Origin of the sequence: Pseudomonas sp. A1230, from assembly GCF_044218825.1 — a bacterium.
Taxonomy (GTDB): Bacteria; Pseudomonadota; Gammaproteobacteria; order Pseudomonadales; family Pseudomonadaceae; genus Aquipseudomonas; species Aquipseudomonas iridis.
This window is the reverse complement of the sequence record NZ_CP162582.1, coordinates 2,832,240-2,849,658: the sequence shown is the minus strand read 5'-3', so window position 1 is coordinate 2,849,658 and position 17,419 is coordinate 2,832,240. Positions and strand designations below refer to the sequence as shown.

Annotated in this window: 12 protein-coding genes; 3 read left to right on the top strand and 9 right to left on the bottom strand. The window is 58.4% G+C overall.

What is annotated here, in order from left to right; all coding sequences use genetic code 11:
* Positions 1-124: 124 nt before the first annotated feature.
* Entirely contained in the window at positions 125-1,660 is a 1,536-nt protein-coding gene (locus AB4P97_RS13400) for an FAD-dependent oxidoreductase (protein ID WP_395602813.1), read from the bottom strand.
* A gap of 213 nt (positions 1,661-1,873) precedes the next feature.
* Positions 1,874-4,078, bottom strand: a complete 2,205-nt coding sequence (locus AB4P97_RS13395) for a TonB-dependent siderophore receptor (protein WP_042560068.1) — start codon at positions 4,076-4,078, stop codon at positions 1,874-1,876.
* 225 nt (positions 4,079-4,303) lie between these two features.
* Between AB4P97_RS13395 and AB4P97_RS13390 the strand changes: the two genes are divergently transcribed.
* Positions 4,304-5,395 carry a DUF1615 domain-containing protein gene (locus tag AB4P97_RS13390; protein ID WP_395602812.1) on the top strand — a complete coding sequence of 364 codons (1,092 nt, stop codon included), beginning with the start codon at positions 4,304-4,306 and terminating at the stop codon, positions 5,393-5,395.
* 86 nt (positions 5,396-5,481) lie between these two features.
* Here AB4P97_RS13390 and AB4P97_RS13385 read toward each other — a convergent pair whose 3' ends face one another.
* The 4 genes from AB4P97_RS13385 to AB4P97_RS13370 form a co-directional block, all read right to left on the bottom strand.
* Positions 5,482-6,000: a hypothetical protein gene (locus AB4P97_RS13385; RefSeq protein ID WP_395602811.1), complete on the bottom strand. Its 519-nt coding sequence runs from the start codon at positions 5,998-6,000 to the stop codon at positions 5,482-5,484.
* A gap of 113 nt (positions 6,001-6,113) precedes the next feature.
* The gene (locus AB4P97_RS13380; protein WP_042560065.1) at positions 6,114-6,806 is read right to left on the bottom strand and encodes an anti-sigma factor domain-containing protein; all 693 of its coding nucleotides are present in this window, start codon (positions 6,804-6,806) and stop codon (positions 6,114-6,116) included.
* Positions 6,803-7,330 (bottom strand): sigma-70 family RNA polymerase sigma factor, encoded by a 528-nt coding sequence (locus AB4P97_RS13375; protein ID WP_395602810.1) that lies wholly within the window; start codon positions 7,328-7,330, stop codon positions 6,803-6,805. The genes AB4P97_RS13380 and AB4P97_RS13375 overlap by 4 nt, the downstream gene beginning before the upstream one ends.
* 155 nt (positions 7,331-7,485) lie before the next feature.
* Complete coding sequence (locus AB4P97_RS13370; RefSeq protein WP_395602809.1) at positions 7,486-8,007, bottom strand: DUF3455 domain-containing protein; 522 nt, start codon at positions 8,005-8,007, stop codon at positions 7,486-7,488.
* A 235-nt stretch (positions 8,008-8,242) separates the two neighbouring features.
* Between AB4P97_RS13370 and AB4P97_RS13365 the strand changes: the two genes are divergently transcribed.
* Entirely contained in the window at positions 8,243-8,866 is a 624-nt protein-coding gene (locus AB4P97_RS13365) for a glutathione S-transferase (RefSeq protein WP_047300678.1), read from the top strand.
* Positions 8,867-8,935: 69 nt separating this feature from the next.
* Here the strand turns inward: AB4P97_RS13365 and AB4P97_RS13360 are convergent, their stop codons facing one another.
* On the bottom strand, positions 8,936-9,376 hold the full coding sequence (locus tag AB4P97_RS13360) for a CBS domain-containing protein (protein WP_042560061.1): 441 nt from the start codon (positions 9,374-9,376) through the stop codon (positions 8,936-8,938).
* 5 nt (positions 9,377-9,381) lie between these two features.
* On the bottom strand, positions 9,382-9,681 hold the full coding sequence (locus AB4P97_RS13355) for a hypothetical protein (RefSeq protein WP_200611922.1): 300 nt from the start codon (positions 9,679-9,681) through the stop codon (positions 9,382-9,384).
* A gap of 121 nt (positions 9,682-9,802) precedes the next feature.
* Here AB4P97_RS13355 and AB4P97_RS13350 point away from each other — a divergent pair, with 121 nt between their 5' ends.
* Positions 9,803-14,524 carry an NEL-type E3 ubiquitin ligase domain-containing protein gene (locus AB4P97_RS13350; protein ID WP_395602808.1) on the top strand — a complete coding sequence of 1,574 codons (4,722 nt, stop codon included), beginning with the start codon at positions 9,803-9,805 and terminating at the stop codon, positions 14,522-14,524.
* Between the two features lie 100 nt (positions 14,525-14,624).
* Here AB4P97_RS13350 and AB4P97_RS13345 read toward each other — a convergent pair whose 3' ends face one another.
* Entirely contained in the window at positions 14,625-17,339 is a 2,715-nt protein-coding gene (locus tag AB4P97_RS13345) for an RHS repeat domain-containing protein (protein WP_395602807.1), read from the bottom strand.
* Positions 17,340-17,419: the final 80 nt, after the last annotated feature.

The window sequence follows — 17,419 nt, the reverse complement described above, 5'->3', positions numbered from 1 at the left end:
CGGCAACAAAAGGTGGGAGCTGGCTTGCCAGCGATAGTGGTGGTTCAGTCGAGACTGGTTTTGGCTGTGCTGACCTAATCGCTGGCAAGCCAGCTCCCACAGGTTTCTGTGGTGTTCGTGCGTCTCAGGAACAAGCAAAAAATGGCCGGATTCCTTGGTCGCGGAAGTAGCGTTCGATCACTTTCGGATCGGCGCTGCTATCGGCAATCGCCACGCAGGTGTCCGGGCGCAGCAGGTAAAAGCCGTTGCGCGCCAATCCTGCCGTTTCAAACGCCTGTCGCCAGTCGAACACGTGCAGCGGCAAATGATGTTCAAGGCACCAGGCGAGCATTTCGTCGCTGGTGTCGCCATACACATGCACCTGCCAGCACGGCTGGCGCAGTGGTTCGTAATTATCTCCCTCACCGTCATGTGCCCACGGCAAGCGATCGCCACCGTGGACGTGGCCAGCCGTGCCTTGACTCAGCGGCATGCCACGATAGTTGAGGGTGACTTGTGAGACCGTGCGAAAAAGGAATTCGCGACTCGCCTCGAACGACGCCATCCTGGGAATCAGAAACGGTGCCAACCGCGTGCGCAACAGATCGGCCATGCGCCCCTCGGCCGTGACGAAACTGAACACTTTGTCGGTGGTGGAGACCAGTCGCCGGGCGAAGGCGATGCGTTCAATTTCGTAACTGTCGAGCAGTTTCGCCTCGGCACCGCCACTGAGGACTGCAGCGAGTTTCCACGCCAGATTGATCGCATCGCCGATTCCGGTGTTCATGCCCTGACCGCCCGCCGGGCTGTGCACATGGGCCGCGTCGCCGAGCAGAAACGCCCGCCCGCCGCGAAAATGCTCGGCCACGCGGTGGTGCACGCGGTAGGTGGAAAACCAGTGGACGTCCTCGATGTGCACTTTCAGGTGTTCGATGGCGCGGCTGCTGACATCAGAAAACTCCAGCGTTTCGGCACGCTCCGCACGCTCGTCACGCACGGTGCCGATCAATCGCGCGCGGCCTTTGCCGGCCAGTGGAAACACCGCGAGAAAGTCGGCTTCGTCCAGATCCAGATGCAACTCGCCGTTGAGCGCCGGGCCGCTGGCCTGGACATCCGCCACATAGAAAATCTGCTGATAAGTGCCACCGGGAAAACCGGCGTCGAGGTTTTTGCGCACCACCGACCGCGCCCCGTCTGCACCTGCCAGATAGCAGGCCTGGCAGATTTCCTGCTCGCCATCGGGCAGGCGCAAATGGGCGGTGACGCCGTCGCTGGTTTCCTCGAAATTTTCCAGCGTGGTTTCGCGCTCGACGCGCACGCCATAGTCTTCGAGACGCTCGATCAACAGCTGTTCATGTTGGTCCTGCGGGAATATTTCGACGAACGAGTAGGGCGTCAGGCCTTCGCCGATACGGTTTAGCGGCAACTGCGCGACCGGTTTGCCATTGACCCAGAAGTTTGCCGCCGCCACCTGATGACCGTTGCGCACGATGGTCTCGGCCAGGTCCAGTTGTCGATACAGCTCCAGTGTTCGCGCCTGCACCGCCAGCGCCCGGGAAGTGGTGCCGGGTGCGGCAGTCTTGTCGATGATGCGCACCTGCACGCCGAATTTGCTCAGCCACAGGGCCAGCACCAGCCCGGTGGGGCCGGCGCCGATGATCAGGACGTCGCTGCGGTTCATGGGGGTGTGCTCCTTTTGCTGTGGAGCAAGTATGGATCAGAAGGAGAGGGTGGCCAGGCCCGGCCGTCTTTGCGAACAGGCTCGCTCCCACTTTGGAATGCAGTCCCCCGTGGGAGCGAGCCTGCTCGCGAAGTGGCCTTATCAAGCGCCACAAACCCCAAAAAGGCCCCGCAACCGTGAAGCTGCGAGGCCTTTCTCGTGCCGTGGCGTTACTTAGAAGTCGATAGTGCCCGACAACTTCGCCACGCGCGGCTCACCTTGCGTCAGATAACCACCCTGCGCCGATTCCCAGTACTTCTTGTTGGCCAGGTTCTCTACACCCAGACGCACCGTCACGTCTTTCTCCGACACCTTGAAGGCATAACGCGCACCCGCGTCAAAGCGGTTCCAGGTCGGCAGGCTGAGGTTGTTGGCCGCGTCGGCGTATTGCCCGCCGGTGCGCAGCATCCGCGCGTTCAGCGCTACGCCTTGCAGGCCGGGAACGTCCCAATCAGCGCCGGCGTTGAACTGGAAGGTCGGCACGCCAATGGCACGGTTGCCGTCATTGGCGCCGTTGAGGGTGTTTTTCAGTTCGGTGTCCATCAGGGTCAGGCCGCTGATCAGGCGCAGGCCTTGGATCGGCTCGCCAAACACGTTCATTTCTACGCCTTTGTTGACCTGCTCGCCTTCACGCACGTAGGTGCACGTGGTGGCGCTGTCGATTTCACAGTAGCCGTCGCTCGGCTGCTCGATGCGGTACACACCCAGGCTCGCGCCGTAAGTGCCCATGTCGACTTTCACCCCGGCCTCGGTCTGCTTGGAGCGGGCGGGTGCATAGACTTCGTTGCCGTTGGTCACGCGAAAGCCACCGGAGCTGGTCGGCGAAGTCGGGCCTTGAGCGAGGCCTTCGATGTGGTTGGCGTAGAACGAAACGTACTCCCACGGCTTGAATACGATGCCGTACACCGGCGTGGTGATCGACTCGTCGTAGCTCGAAGAGCGCGGGCCGCTACCGTAGCTGGCGTAACCGTAACCTTGCACGACCAATTGCTGACGACGCAGGCCGGCGGTGATCAGCAGTCGATCATCGAAGAAACCGAGGGTGTCGGAGATCGCGAGGCTGCGGTTGAAGGTTTTGCCGACGATGCCCGGGTCATTCAGATCGCCACCGGAAAAGTTGCCGACCGGCGATGGGGTCTGTACCGGGTGATAGATGTTGTTGGCGTATTGGGTCAGGTCAAAATCATAGGCGCTGCGCTGTTCGGCCCAGATGCCGGTCAGGCCGAAATTGAGCTTGTGGCTGACCGGGCCGGTGTTGAATTTACCGTTAAGACCGGCCATCACACTGGTGTTGTCTTCATCGTGGGGAATGAACGAGCCAGTGGTGAATGATGCACCGTTGTTGCCGACCAGCGTGGTCGAGTTATAGCGCCCGACTTCACGGGTGTGCTTGGCGCCGCCAGCGGCGTAGGCGGTCCAGTTGTCGTTCAGGTCGTACTCGGCGCGGAGCATGCCGAAGGTGTCTTCGATGTCGGTGTAGCCCCATTTCGGCGCATAGTTGGTGTCGGCTGATGGCGCATCCGGAATGTGCGTGGCGGTGCCGAGGTTGACCGAGTTGCGGCCACCGTTGACGCGCTCTTTCTGATAGGCGAAGTCGCCGGAAATTCGTAGCGCATCGCCGCGATAGTCGAGGCCGATGGCAAACAGTTTCGAACGCTGGTTCTCGTGATCAATGCCGGTATCGCCCTCGCGCTGGGACAGGTTGATCCGTGCGCCAAAGCGGTTGTCTTCACCGAAACGCTGGCCGATGTCGAAGTGATGACCGATGCGGCCTTCGCTGTTGATGTCGGTGGTGTAGCGGCGCAGCGGCACGTCGCCGGCGCGTTTTGGCTGCAGGTTGACGCCGCCGCCGATGCCGGAGCCGGTCGGGGTCACGCCGTTGATAAAGGCGTTGGGGCCTTTGAACACTTCCACGCGCTCCAGGGCGTCGGTGGAAATGATCTGCCGCGGCAACACGCCATACAGGCCGTTATAGGAAATGTCGTCGCCGTTGAGCGGCAGGCCACGGATCATGAACACCTGCGACTGGTTGGAAAACCCCGAAGCCTGACGCACTGACGAATCGTTGAGCAGCACGTCGGCGACGTTTTCGGCTTGCTGATCCTGAATCAGTTGTTCGGTGTAGGACGCGGCGCTGAACGGCACGTCCATCATGTCCTGATTGCCCAACACGCCGAGCTGGCCTCCGCGTGCGACCTGACCACCGGAATATACCGGGGGCAGGGCGTTTGGTGTGGGCGCTTGAGCGTTGATATTGACGTTATCGAGCACCAGCGCTTTGTTGTCTTCTTCAGCAGCGTGGGCGGTAACGGTCAGGGAGCAGAGCAGGGCAAGAAGCGTCGGACGAAAAGGAACGCGGAGTCGGGCAGGAGCGGACATGTTTCATACCTGGAGGCGCACGGCCGTTGAGAAAGTGGGGCGGCGCGGGAACTCCTTGCGCAAATGCGACTCCAGGCGCGAATGATAGGTTTTCTCAGTAACGTTTTGCAATCAGTTTGTCATCACGCCTTTCTGACTTCCTTCGGCAACTCCCACGGGGGGAAGTGTTCAGATTGGGCTATTGAACGTATGGTGAACCCGCCTCAACGGACTGGATGAAGCAACATGCACACCCCTCGATTACTGATCACCCTCGCGGCAATGCTGGTGCTGGCCGGTTGCGCCAGCCAGCGCAATGGCGAGCCCGCCCCGCGTCCTGCGGCCGAAGTGAAGGCTGAGATCGTGCGCCTGATGCCGGCGAAAATCGCTGACCGCCAGGGCTGGGCGACTGATATTTACGTGGCATTCGCTGCACAGGACATCAGCCCGACCACGCAGAACCTGTGTTCGGTGCTGGCCGTTACCGAGCAGGAATCAACCTTTCAAGCCGATCCCACAGTGCCGGGCCTGGGCAAGATCGCCCGCGATGAAATCGACCGTCGTGCCGGCAAAGTCCACATCCCTAGCTTGCTGGTCAGCGGCGCTTTGCAGGTCCGCTCCTCCAATGGCAAAACCTACAGCGAACGCTTGCAGGCGGCGCGCAGTGAAAAGGAATTGAGTGCCATTTTTGACGAGTTCATCGGCATGGTGCCGATGGGCCGCACGCTGTTCGGCGGCTTCAACCCGGTGCACACCGGCGGGCCGATGCAGGTCAGCATCGAATTTGCCGAGCAGCACGCCAAGGACTATCCGTACCCCGTCGACGGCACGATCCGCCGCGAAGTGTTCAGCCGTCGCGGCGGTATGTATTTCGGCATCGCGCATTTGCTCGGCTACCCCGTGAGCTACCGCGAGCCGCTCTATCGCTTCGCCGACTTCAATGCCGGTTGGTACGCCAGCCGCAATGCGGCGTTTCAGAATGCGGTCAGCCGCGCATCGGGTATCCCGCTGGCACTGGATGGCGACCTGATCCGCTACGACTCGATCATGCCCGGCGGCACGGAACTGGCGGTGCGTACCCTTGGCAAGTCATTGGGCATGCGCAATCCGACCATTCGCGATCAACTGGAGAAGGGCCAAACCCTGGAATTCGAAGAGACCAAGCTGTACCGAGAGGTTTTTGCACTGGCCGAAAAGGCCGAAGGCAAATCACTGCCACGGGCGGTGCTGCCGGGGATCGTCCTGCAGAGCCCGAAAATCACCCGCAAACTGACCACCGCGTGGTTCGCCAAACGTGTGGACGAGCGCTACAAACGCTGCATGGCCAAGGCCGGGTAACTTTCCCAGACATATAAAAACCAGACATAAAAAACCCGGCTACGGGAGCCGGGTTTCTCTGGGTTGTCGCGATTAACGCCATTCATTCAAGCGTTACGAAGTTCGTTCAGACGATCTGCACCACCTTCAGCGACACGGTTGCCATTCAGGCGATCCGAACCATCAGCGGCAATGGTGTTGCCTTTGACACGATCAGCACCGTCAGCAGCGATGGTGTTGCCTTTGACACGATCAGCACCGTCAGCGGCAATGGTGTTGCCTTTGACACGATCAGCACCGTCAGCAGCAATGGTGTTGCCTTTGACGCGATCGGCGCCGTCAGCGGCAATGGTGTTGCCTTTGACACGATCAGCACCGTCAGCGGCGATGGTGTTGCCTTTGACACGATCAGCACCGTCAGCAGCGATGGTGTTGCCTTTGACACGATCAGCACCGTCAGCAGCGATGGTGTTGCCTTTGACGCGATCGGCACCGTCAGCGGCGATGGTGCTTTGGTGCACACGATCTGCGCCATCAGCAGCGATCATCGTGTGAGCCGGGGTAGCGGCAAAAGCGTTAACTGCGAAAACCGAGAAAGCGATGCTGAGAAGAGTTTGGCGTTTCATGATGGTGTGCTCCGGGGTGTTATTGGGTTGGTATGGAGCAGATGTTACGCCGGAGATTTTTTAAGAGAACTTCATTGCCGTGATGGTGAACATCGACGGCAATGATGATTGATTCAGAGGACTTTGACTGCCCGGCCAATCGCCTGAATCGGCCCGGTCGGCTTGCCGATTGGCGAACCGTTCGCCCCTTCAAGCGTCAACTCGAACAGCTGATTCGCTTCCAGCGGCGGCAACTTGTCCAGAGGCACCGAGAGCGCCTGCCCCGGTTTGACCAACCCCAGCGATACCGGGCCTTGCCAGCCGTCAGCCTTGGTCCAGAACTCCAGCGCCTTGTCCGCGGGCACTTCCATCACTCCCAAGGGAATCAGCTGGATTTCCCGCGAATTGCTCGCCTGGATCACCCAGCCCGGAGCCTTGTCCTGCGGCGCGACCAGCACAACCAGATAACTCGGTTTCGGTGTGGTCTGGGTCAGCAGCATCGCGCCCAACACCAATGTGGCGGCGAGGCCGGCAGCGCTCAAACCGCGCCACAGCGGCAGCAGGTTCCACCATGAGGTTGAAGGTGTTGGCTGCGTGAGTCGATCAATGCTGCGATTGATCCGCGGCCACAGCAGCGCTGACGGTTGTTGCGGCGAGGCGAAATCCGTCAGTTCCAGCAAGCGCCGTTCCCAGGCATCCACCGCGGCACGCAGATCAGGCTCATGTGGCAGACGTTTCTGCACCTCGATTCGCTGTTCGGCAGAGAGCGTGCCGAGCACGTATTCTCCCGCCAGTTCATCGCGTTCCTGCGCCGATTCAGTGGTCATCCCATGCACTCCCGCAAGGCGTTGAGGCTGCGTTTGATCCAGGCCTTGACCGTGCCGAGCGGCGTGCCGAGGCGCGTGGAAATTTGCGCGTGGGTATAGCCGTCGACGTAGGCGTGGAGGATGCAGCGCCGGCGCTGTGGGTCGAGTTGTTCCAGGCAGCGATGGATGCGCGCCGAATGATCCTGCGCGTTGAAGGTCTCGTAGAGCACTTCGTGGTCTTCGTCGAATGGCGTTTCCCGACGGTGATCACGCAGTTGATTCAACGCCAGATGCCGTGTCACGCTGTACATCCAGCCACGCGCTGAACCCCGTGAAGCGTCAAACCCCGCAGCACCGTTCCAGATCTTGATAAATGCGTCATGGACAATGTCCTCCGCCAGCGCCGCGTCGCGCACCAGCCGTTTGGCCACACCGAGCAGGCGCGGGCCTTCCTGCACGTACAAATCGCGCAGGGCAGAACGCTCGCCGCGGGCACAGGCAGCGATACGGGCTTCATAATCGAATTCGGTTTCAGGCAAGGTCATGTGGTGCAATCTAGCTGACATTTAACTTCTGCACACAGAACCTTGTGGGAGCGGGCTTGCCCGCGATGGCGTCGTGTCAGCCAATTTCTACTTCACTGATCCACCGCTATCGCGGGCACGCCCGCTTCCACAGGTTTTGTGTCAGGCCTGTAATGTCAGTTCGCTGCCCAGAAAATGTAATCCGCCTGATACTTCACCACTTCCTGCTTGCCCTTGTTATCCGTCGTGCAGGCACTGCCTGGCGCCACGCCACCCTTGAGCGCGACGCGCTGGATGTAGCTGACGCCCGTCATTGCGCCTTTGCCTTCGGCAGGGTTGGCCTTGACCAGTTGATAGGGCAGGTTGCCCGGAGTCGACGGCGCCACGGCCAATTGCGTACCGGTGACTTTCGAACCGTCCTTGGCCTGCCAGGTGGCTGGCGGACCGAAATAGGTGCCGACCTGCTTGCCGCTGCGATCATTGAGCACCGCTTTCGGGCCGACGAAGGTCCACTCGGTCTGTCCGGCAGCGTTGGGCTTGTCGCGGCATTCGTAAGTGATCTCGCCCACCCCGGTGGTTTCCAACGTGATCTTGTGGCCTTCCGGAACTTTGATGGCGTCCGGATAGTTGCTTTGGGCGAAGGTCGTCGAGGTGACGGCGAGCAAACCGGTGAAGCAGATCAGCTGTGTGGTGTTCATCAGTGTCTTTCTCCAAAAAGGGTAAACCGCTGACAGCCGAGGAGGGCTGTTACAGGGACTACCCGTGACGGAGGGGTTTGGATGCAGTGACTGAAAAATATTTTTTAATCACCGCCAGCGCTTTCTTGCGAGGTTTGATTTGCAGGTACGAGTGCATGGGAAAATCGGGCCAAATCGGATACAACAGCTATAAATAGTGCTACATCAGAGGCCTGTCGGGGATTGAGGAGGGGATATGTATCAGCTTTACGGACATCGCAACTCAGGCGCAGCCGCCATCGAAGCGGCGCTGGAGTTGTGTCAGATCGCTTTTCGCTTCATTGATATCGAAGCCAGTACCGAAGCCGCCGAGGATCTGGCGAAGCTCAATCCCCTGAAGCAGATCCCGACCCTGCAATTGCCCGATGGCAGCGTGCTCACCGAGAGCGCGGCGATTCTGATTCATCTGGGCCTGACATTTCCCAAATCGGGTTTGCTGCCGGCCAAGGCGGACGAACGCGATCAGGCCATTCGCGGTCTGGTCTACATCGTCAGCAACTGCTACGCGGCCATCGGCGTCGTCGACTACCCCGAGCGCTGGCTGGTGATGCCCGACGAAGCGTCGCAACAGAACCTGATCGCCGGCGCTCGCCAGCGATTGCACTGGAGCTGGGAAGTGTTTGCCGACCAGTTTTCCGCCGAGCTGTACCTGGACGACGAAACACCGGGTGCCCTGGACGTGCTGGCCGCGGTGGTGACGCGCTGGGCGGGCAGCCGCGAGCATCTGCGTCAGACCCGGCCGGGGTTTTATGCGTGGTTGCAGCGCATTGATCGACATCCGGTGCTGGCGCCGGTGTTTGCACGGCATTGGCCCGTGTGAACACACGGTAAATCCAGTAGTAGGAGTGAGCAGGCTCACTCCTACAGGGGATCGTGGTGTTTCGGGAGATCACTCCCCGCGAATGTACTGCTCCAGTTGCTTGATCAGCTCGGCTTGTTCGGCAATCGCTTCCTTGACCAGGTCACCAATCGACAACAAGCCAATCAACTTGCCGTTCTCCACCACGGGCAAGTGGCGCAGGCGCTTGTCCGACATGATGCTCAGGCAGGTGTCGACGGTCTGGTGGGTATCAACGGTAATGACGTTCGCCACCATGATGTCGCGAACCGGCGTGCCCACCGATGAGCGGCCATGCAGCACCAGTTTGCGCGCGTAATCGCGCTCGCTGATGATGCCGACCACGTTGTCGTCTTCCACCACCAGCAGGGCACCGACGTTTTTCTCGGCCATCTTCATCAGCGCTTCAAGCACCATGTGATCTGGCTTGATCTGGTGCACTTCCTGGTTTTTCTGATCTTTGAGCTTGAGCAGTTGGGCGACGGTCTTCATGGCGGTTACTCAGGTGTTGTCGTTGTTATCCAAGCATCGTAGACGCTGGCGCGCAGGGCAAGGTGGCAAAGCGGCAGATAGCACGCAAAAAACGTCATTTGGCCGTTTTTTTCCAAACGTGGCCGCTTCATTGCGTGTGCACGTCTTGATACAGAAGGGCGCGATGGCGTTTCTGCGTCTTGGATAGACTCGGGCATCTGAATTTCATGGATGAAAATTTCGATGCCTGGCTTGAATTTGAGCAACAAAAATATCGTGCCATCGCTGCCGGATTCTCTGGCTGGCAATGCCACGTTCAGCTTCATTGCCGGGAATGTTCCAGACTGGCTATTGAACAGCACCGCACTGCACAGGGACGCGTTAAAGCAGGCCACAGTGCCAGACCAGCCTTGGTTTCACTTTGCTTCGTCAAAGCAACGCGACCAGATGAAAAGCGCCCTTGCAGCGAGTTGGACTGCCCGGCAGGCAGTGGACAAGGTCTTCGCGCGGCTGACCGAAGTCGAAGCGGTTGCCCATGGGTTACTGACCGCTGCGCTGAAAGACCGTTATGACATCACCGTAGACGTCAGCTCGACGTGTCTAAGGCTTTACCGTTCGACCGGGATGACGGGGGGCTTCGAGGTGCGCACCCTGACCCTGCTCGAGTGCTGTCTGCACAATTTCGAATTGAAAGAGACTCGACCAGAATATTACGACCAGGCGAGCGACTTTATTACCCGGCCTTCGGCCTCCGGAGAATTCGACGTTGTGCCGATCAAGGCCAGAATGTCCGTCGCGGCTTTCACCGCGTTGTGCCGGGAGCTGGACGCAGGTGCTGCTTATCAGAAATATCTCGAAGACTTTTTCGATCCGGCTAATCCCGTTGCCAGCGCCGTCCTGAAAATAAAGGTCGAGGCTAACGAGAAGAGCACCCTGCGCCTGTGCAATGGGCTGGCATTGCTCAAAGGCGATATTGATCACGACGCTCATCGCCTGGTAGAGAGGTGGGCTGCGGGAGATCGACGGTTATTCTGGAACGGGCGGGCAGTCCACTGCCATGCATTGACGATGATGGGCGTCGAGTTGCCAGGGATTGTGCTGGTCTGCGCCGATCTTGAGCACAGTTCAACGACTGTTCCGGTCATTGCCTATGTCCCCCACGATCCCGAGCATCCGCTGAAGCAGTATGCGTCTTCGACCCAGTTCGTCGCCGAGCTGACACGACAGCTGCGCTCATCTGAATACCAGCGATTCTTCAGCCGGTTCGTGCCGCATCAGCACCGAGGCCAGTTCTTTTTTCAGCTCAACAATCGGCTATCAAAACTGCAATGGCATGCACCGGTTCCTTTTCAGCAACTGCCGGCCTGGCGCCCAGCGCCTGTTCTGAAACCTGCTCTGCAGATCGGGTATGCGCGAATCAAGGGTGAGTTCTGGTTTCACCAGTTTCAGCAGAAGTTGAACACCTTGTTCGCCGACGCTCGAACGCGGGCAGTCCCCACTGGCGATGAGGACGCCAAAACACGCTGGGCTCGCTGGGACAGCTTCCTCAACGTCGCGCTGACCGTGCTGGAGGTGGGGGCATTTGTCGCCGCGCCGTTTGTACCTGGTCTGGGTGAATTGATGCTTGCGTATACCGCCTACCAGTTACTGGATGAAACGTTCGAAGGGATTGTCGAGTGGGCTCAAGGACTGCGTACTGAGGCGTTCGAACATGTGCTCGGCGTGGTGGAAAGCCTGATTCAGCTCGGTGCGTTCCTGGTGGGTGGTCAACTGGTGGGGGCGGTGGTCTCGCCCAAGGCGTCGCCCTTGATCGGCCGCATGAAAATTGTCGATATGGCGGATGGTCGCTCGCGGTTATGGGATTCGGATCTGCGGCGCTATTCACAGTCGGTGGACTTGAGTGAATCGGCCCGGCCTGACGCCATGGGCATTTATCGTCAGGCCGATCGGCAGGTGTTACCGCTGGAGGGCGAAACGTTTGTTATTCGCCCGGAGCCCGGATCGGATGACTACCGCATCCAGCATCCGCAGCGCAGCGATGCCTATGCCCCCCGACTCAGCCATAACGGTGCTGGCGCCTGGGTGCATGAAGCCGAACAACCTCAGGCCTGGCAGGGGAGTCAGTTGATGCGGCGTCTCGGTCATCAGGTCGACGGTTTTTCCGAACAGTCGCTGGAACAGATCCGCATCGTCAGCGGCGTGGATGAGTCGACATTGCGCAAACTGCACGTTGAACGTGAACAGCCGCCCGCGATGCTGGCGGCGACGATCAAGCGTTTTACTGCCGATCAGTCCATTGAAACGTTCATTGCACAGCTTGGCAGTGACGACTTGCAGATCCATGGCAAGGCCGATGTGCGGATGCAACTGCAGTTGCTGACGGGGCACAAACAATGGCCTGAAAAGCTCTCGCTGCGATGGCTCGATGAGCAAGGCAACGTGCTGTGGCAATCGTCATCACTGGCAGGTAAAACGCCGATCAATTTGCAGCTCGACCACGGCATCGTCGCAGACCTGTCCGCCACGCTATTGTCCCTGTTGAGCGAGCAGGACATCAAAGTGTTGCTGGAAGAAGAGTTTGGTCGTGGCGTCATCGCTGCGAACGTGCGTGCTGCGAGGCTGCGCGCCTTGATCGTCGAGGCGGCAAGGGCGCAAAGAACAGCGTTGGTGGATAGCCACGTCAAATGGCAGGAGGTGCCGACTGCCGTGCCTTCTGCCGAAAGCGTGTTGCTGCGCAACGAGTTTCCCCAGCTGCCGAACGAGCTTGTGAGCAATGTACTGACGGATGTCTTGCCAGCAGAAAAGCAGTTGGCCAGCGAGCAGGGACAATTGTCCTTGCGCTTGAAGCAGGCTGCCCGTGAAGCGATGCGTGAATGGCGCACGACCCGGGCCTGGGAGGGGCTGTACCTGCCGGCCAATGCCAATCTCGACAGCTACCGATTGGCATTGCACAGTCTGGAAAAGTTACCGGGCTGGTCGCCGCAGCTATTGATCGAAATTCGCAACCAATCGTTCGACGGACTGCTGATCGACAGCGTCGGACCGACCTCGGCACCCGTTCGCAAAGTACTGTTGCGCACGGTGCAGAACCAGTTCCAGCCCTACGACGCGCAGGGCAATAGCCTGCAAGGCGCGGGTGATTTTTATGACGCGGTGTTGCAGGCATTGCCGGATGCCGAACGCGACAGTCTGGGGCTTGGCATCGGTGAAGGTCAGCGCCTGCGCAGCAACCTTCAGCAATCGTCCATAACCCGTGCAGAGCTGCGCGATCTGCTCGACGACTCACCGCTTCGAATCGCCGTCGAAAAACCCCAAAATCCAGGCTACACGTTGATCACTGAACGGCTATTGGGCACGGGCGGTGAGTCGAGTCCGGAGGATCGGTTCAAAAGCCTCTATCCGCGGGCCACCACGGCTAACTTCAATGAGTTTGTGCGAGCATCCGGAACACCTGCCGACGCTTTACGGCTCATCCGGGAGCGGGAATTGGCGTTCAAACATCTGCAGAAAACCCTTGATGACTGGGTGGCAATCGAGCGCGGCGAGTTGCTGCCGATGGATCAGCGTTTTCACAAACGGCGTTTCGCCAAGGCTCTCAGCCAATGCTGGCAGGCCGCTGAAACGGCGGGAGAGGGCGGCTACACGCTGGATCTGGATTTTCACTGGACCAGTGATTTTCTTGAGTACCTGCCGACGCTTGACGTTGAGTTTGCGCACGTCAGCGAGCTGCAATTTCGTCATGCGCAGTTACGCATTGATATCAGCCAGTTCCTCGGCTACTTCCCCAAATTGAAGGTCCTGAACCTGAGCGAAAACTCCCTCACCGCGTTGCCTCGTCGGGTAGGCCATCTGCACGCTTTGGAAACACTGGATCTGGGCAACAATCAACTGACGCTGACGGCCGGAGATATCACTGAACTCAGCCGTCTGACCCGCTTGCAGACATTGAGGCTGGGCGCGAATCCGATGCTGGCGCGGGCACCGGATGTCAGTGCGATGGCAGACCTGCAAATCCTCGATCTGCATGACACCGGGATTACCGAATGGCCGTCAGGCCTGTTCACGGCACCGCGTTCAAGGGCGTTTGATCTGGATCTGCAAGGCAATCCAATCGAACAGGTTCCTCAGGTAGTACCCGGTTCGGAGCAGGCGCGATTGATAGCGCGCACCCGTTTGAGTCGTGAACGTCTGTCCGATCAGGGCCGCGAACAATTTCATGCCTATATGCGCTCAGTGGGCTACGACCCCGCTCGTAGCTACCCGCCGAAAGGCGAGCAGACCAGTGCGCATTGGCTGGAGGGCGTCACGGGCGAGCCGCGTCAGCGCAAGCAAACAGTGTGGGATGAGTTGGAGCACGAACCTGATTCCCAGGGTTTTTTTGAAGTGCTGGAGAAAGTCGCGGAGTCAGCAGACTACATCGCCGAGGAGGCGCGTCCGGCGCTGACCGAGCGGGTGTGGCGAATGCTGGATGCCGCGACACAGAACACGCAACTGCGTGAAGAGTTGTTCCGCATGGCCAGTAATCCTGACTCTTGCGCGGACGCCGGGGCACAGATTTTCAATGAGATGGGGATCAAGGTTCTGATCCATGAAGCCTGGCTGGCTGGCAGCCCCGAGCAGGTCGAGTTCAATCTGGTGCAATTGGCGAAGGGCAGGTCTCGCCTGGACATGGTTAACGACGTTGCCCGCGCCAACATCCAGACCCGCCTGGAGGCTGGTGAAGCTTTTATTGCACTTGATGAGGACGGTGAATTCACGGGCAGCATTGATGAAGTGGAAGTCTATCTGGCATTTCAGACCGGTCTGGCTGATCGGCTCGAGTTGCCGTGGCAGTCACGGGGAATGTTGTTTCGCAGCATCGCTGAAGTCAGTGAGACGCAGATCGACGAGGCTTATCAAACGGTGTTGTCGCTTGAGGCGGGGGATGGATTGGTCAACCGAATGATCGAACAGCGGTTCTGGCGGAAGTATTTGAAGGGCAAGCACGCAACGGTATTTGCTCAGAATGCGACGGTGTACAACTTGAGGGGCGAAAGTTTGCTCGGTCGACATTTGGCAGGCAATCTTTCGGGTCAAGACTATAAGCGTGAACTCGTCAATCTGTCTGAAGAGCGCAATCAACTACTGAAGACGCTCACGCTGCGGGCTCTCAATATTCCAAATAAATGATTTGCGGTAAGGATATTTCGCCTGGGTGCAGCCACCTGTCATCGCATAAAAGACTACGTTGACAGGTGGGGCGTCGCTTTCTCGAAAGCAGGTTGAGGTGCTAATTAGGGTATTCGTTAACTGCTTTTTTCCAATTCTCTGGCGTTAAGGATGTTTTCCCTGATGGAACGTTTATGCCTGGCTTATCTTTGTAATTTTCGACCAGTATGTTTGCGCAATTGAAACATGCGGGGAAAGCAACGGCCCCTGTCTGACCCTGTAGTTTCTGAGTAATGATTGTCAGTTTGTCCAGATTGGATTCAAGATCGGGGGTTAATAGCGCGACGGTGTTGAATACCCTGACCTCCGCATGAAACGCTGGGAGCCCCGCATGTTGGGGAATATAACCATCGGTGGCAGTGAGCAAATTCGTTGTGAATGTTTTTGTCAGTTTATGCAGCGCAGAACCCTCATATTGAACTCCGCTCATGGATATAGGTGTGTCACTGCCAGCTCTGTAAATCTTGACCGGGTACTTTGTATCCTCGTAGGCAGTTGTATAGGATTTGGACAGGTCATCCATGAACTTGTCTGCATCGATTTTCAGCACTCCAAGGTGAGCGGGATGGTCCCCCAGATCAGCATTGCGCTGTTTATAAATTTTCACCGATGTGAATTCTTCGATCCCTTCTGGGGGAAGAGAAATATTGTGCATATCGGTAATCAACAGATCGTTCTCGGGGGACCCGTCCGAGTATTCCCCACCTGCATGGGCAGCCAACCTGGTTAGTTCTCTCCTGGTGTACTTTGCGTCTGGATACATTGCTAAATGCTGATCTTCCACCTGTTTATAGACTTCTGGTTTGCCTTTTCTTGGTGGTAAAGGATTTTTACTTGATGCTGATAACATGGACATGGTTCGATTAGCGATTTTGTCGTTCAGATCGCCATTCAACCCGAGCACATCAACAAAACTCGTCGGGTTATTCCCCACCATCGCATACAGATTCCACCCATCCACCGCCCCCGCCGGATCGGCGCTTATCCAGCGCTGCAACCACGGTGCGTAATAGCGTCGCCCGTAATAATAAAGTCCGCTGTCATCCAGTTCCTTAGCCGAATAACGAACCGTCTTGTAGCTGACTTCCAGCTCCGAATTGGCGGTCAGTGAGGCCGTCCCCCCGAACGGGTAATAGTGTTCATGACTGATCAGGCGTGCGTTCTGGTCGAGTTCGATCAGGCTGGAGCTCTGGCTGTCTTCAAGGCAATAACGCAGTTGATCGTTGACGATTTCGCCGGGGCGGCCACTGAGCCAATGCAGGCAGCGGACGTTGCCGATCACGCTCGGCAACGTGATGACGTGCAACTCTTCACCCGTTTCGCGAGTGCGGATTTCGATGCCCGGCAGGTAACGTACCTGATGAAAGTGCGTCCTGTTTGAGCCCTGAGTCTCTTGGTGTTTGAAGACTCGGGCGCCACCGCTGTAGCGATAGGTTTCCTTGTCGGGCAGCGCGGATTCGCGTTCGATCAACGTGACCGATGCCAGTTCATCCAGGACATTCCATTGCAAACCCTGGCCGGGTTGCAAGGCTTGCAGGTTGCCATGAGCGTCGAACTGCGTCGAGAAGTCGGGCGGTGAGTCACCTTCTTTCCAGCGCACGCCACGATTGCTGTTCGGGTCAATGAACATGCGCTGGGTGTAGCCACCGATTGCTCGTGCGTGAACCAGTTTGACCAGGTTATCACCGGTGTCGTATTCGTAGGTCTGGGTGTAATTGAGGCGGTTTTTGGGATCGCTCGGTAATGGACGGCCAGGCATGCCGGTCGGGGGGAGGGCGTCATGTCCGGTGGCGCGGATCAGGCGATAGAGCGAGTCATAGCTAAAGTCGCGCTGGCCGTCGATCAGCTGGTTGGCAAAGAACACTGGGTCAACAGTGCGATCCAGAAGACTGATGACATTGCCGACCTTGTCGTATTTGTATTCGAGATTTTGCCGCAACGCCTCGCCGGGCAGACCTGCCTTGATGCCATTCAAGCGACCGTTGGCGCCATCGTATTCCCAATTGCACACCACGCCGTTGCCCAGGGTTTGTTCGATTTTCTCGCCTTCGGCGTTGTATCGGGCGTGTTTGAGGATGTCTTTTACAGCATCGTCGCCGCTGATCTTGAGGGTCACCTGCTGGAGTTGTCCGCCGACGTCATAGCGTGAGCATTGCTGATGGCCGCTTGCATCCGTCTGGCTCAGTGCTGCGCCGTTGGCCCCGTAGCGCCAACGCGTGGTGTAGACACCGGCATCACGCAGCGTGCGGGTTTCCTCCAGAGGCAGGGCATTGAGGCTGAACGAGCTGTAATCCAGAGAGCCTGAGGCATCGACTTTGTGTAGCAATTGGCCGCGCAGGTTTTTCTCGGCATCTGCATCGGCGGCGCCATAGCGCATGGTCTCCATCTCAGGCCCGTCGTTCACTTTGATGCCCTGCAAGCGCAAACGATTGTCGTAGCGGTTGCTCCACCGATTCCCTCGGGCATCCCAACGCCGGACAACTTCCCCAGCCAAACCATGCAAACTCAGGCTCCAGCCAGAATCGACGCTGTTGAGCAGCAGCGATTGGCCTGCGATGTCGTGAATGGTCGTCAAATTGGCTTTTGGCGCTGTTGCGAACAGTCGTGGATCCCAATGCTCTATCGCCCTGCCTGCGGCGTCGTGACGTTGCCGGGTGATCAACGACTGTGCGGCCGCCCCTGGCACCTTTCGCAAATAGGCGATCTGACGAACAGGAAGACCCCGGCCGTCGTTCACGCTGACTGACGGGGTCCGGCGATGAACGGAGAGATCCATTTCTCATTTCCTTCGACGCAAGGCATCGCATGGAGGCAAAGGCCAATCTAGCAACTCTGGCACGGTGTGTAACCTGTCAA

Coding starts and splice junctions, on each gene's coding strand:
- AB4P97_RS13345 (WP_395602807.1), bottom strand. CDS start 17,339: ATGGATCTCTCCGTTCATCGCCGGACCCCGTCAGTCAGCGTGAACGAC.
- AB4P97_RS13400 (WP_395602813.1), bottom strand. CDS start 1,660: ATGAACCGCAGCGACGTCCTGATCATCGGCGCCGGCCCCACCGGGCTG.
- AB4P97_RS13395 (WP_042560068.1), bottom strand. CDS start 4,078: ATGTCCGCTCCTGCCCGACTCCGCGTTCCTTTTCGTCCGACGCTTCTT.
- AB4P97_RS13355 (WP_200611922.1), bottom strand. CDS start 9,681: ATGAAGCTGAACGTGGCATTGCCAGCCAGAGAATCCGGCAGCGATGGC.
- AB4P97_RS13370 (WP_395602809.1), bottom strand. CDS start 8,007: ATGAACACCACACAGCTGATCTGCTTCACCGGTTTGCTCGCCGTCACC.
- AB4P97_RS13350 (WP_395602808.1), top strand. CDS start 9,803: ATGAAAAGCGCCCTTGCAGCGAGTTGGACTGCCCGGCAGGCAGTGGAC.
- AB4P97_RS13365 (WP_047300678.1), top strand. CDS start 8,243: ATGTATCAGCTTTACGGACATCGCAACTCAGGCGCAGCCGCCATCGAA.
- AB4P97_RS13390 (WP_395602812.1), top strand. CDS start 4,304: ATGCACACCCCTCGATTACTGATCACCCTCGCGGCAATGCTGGTGCTG.
- AB4P97_RS13380 (WP_042560065.1), bottom strand. CDS start 6,806: ATGACCACTGAATCGGCGCAGGAACGCGATGAACTGGCGGGAGAATAC.
- AB4P97_RS13385 (WP_395602811.1), bottom strand. CDS start 6,000: ATGAAACGCCAAACTCTTCTCAGCATCGCTTTCTCGGTTTTCGCAGTT.
- AB4P97_RS13375 (WP_395602810.1), bottom strand. CDS start 7,330: ATGACCTTGCCTGAAACCGAATTCGATTATGAAGCCCGTATCGCTGCC.
- AB4P97_RS13360 (WP_042560061.1), bottom strand. CDS start 9,376: ATGAAGACCGTCGCCCAACTGCTCAAGCTCAAAGATCAGAAAAACCAG.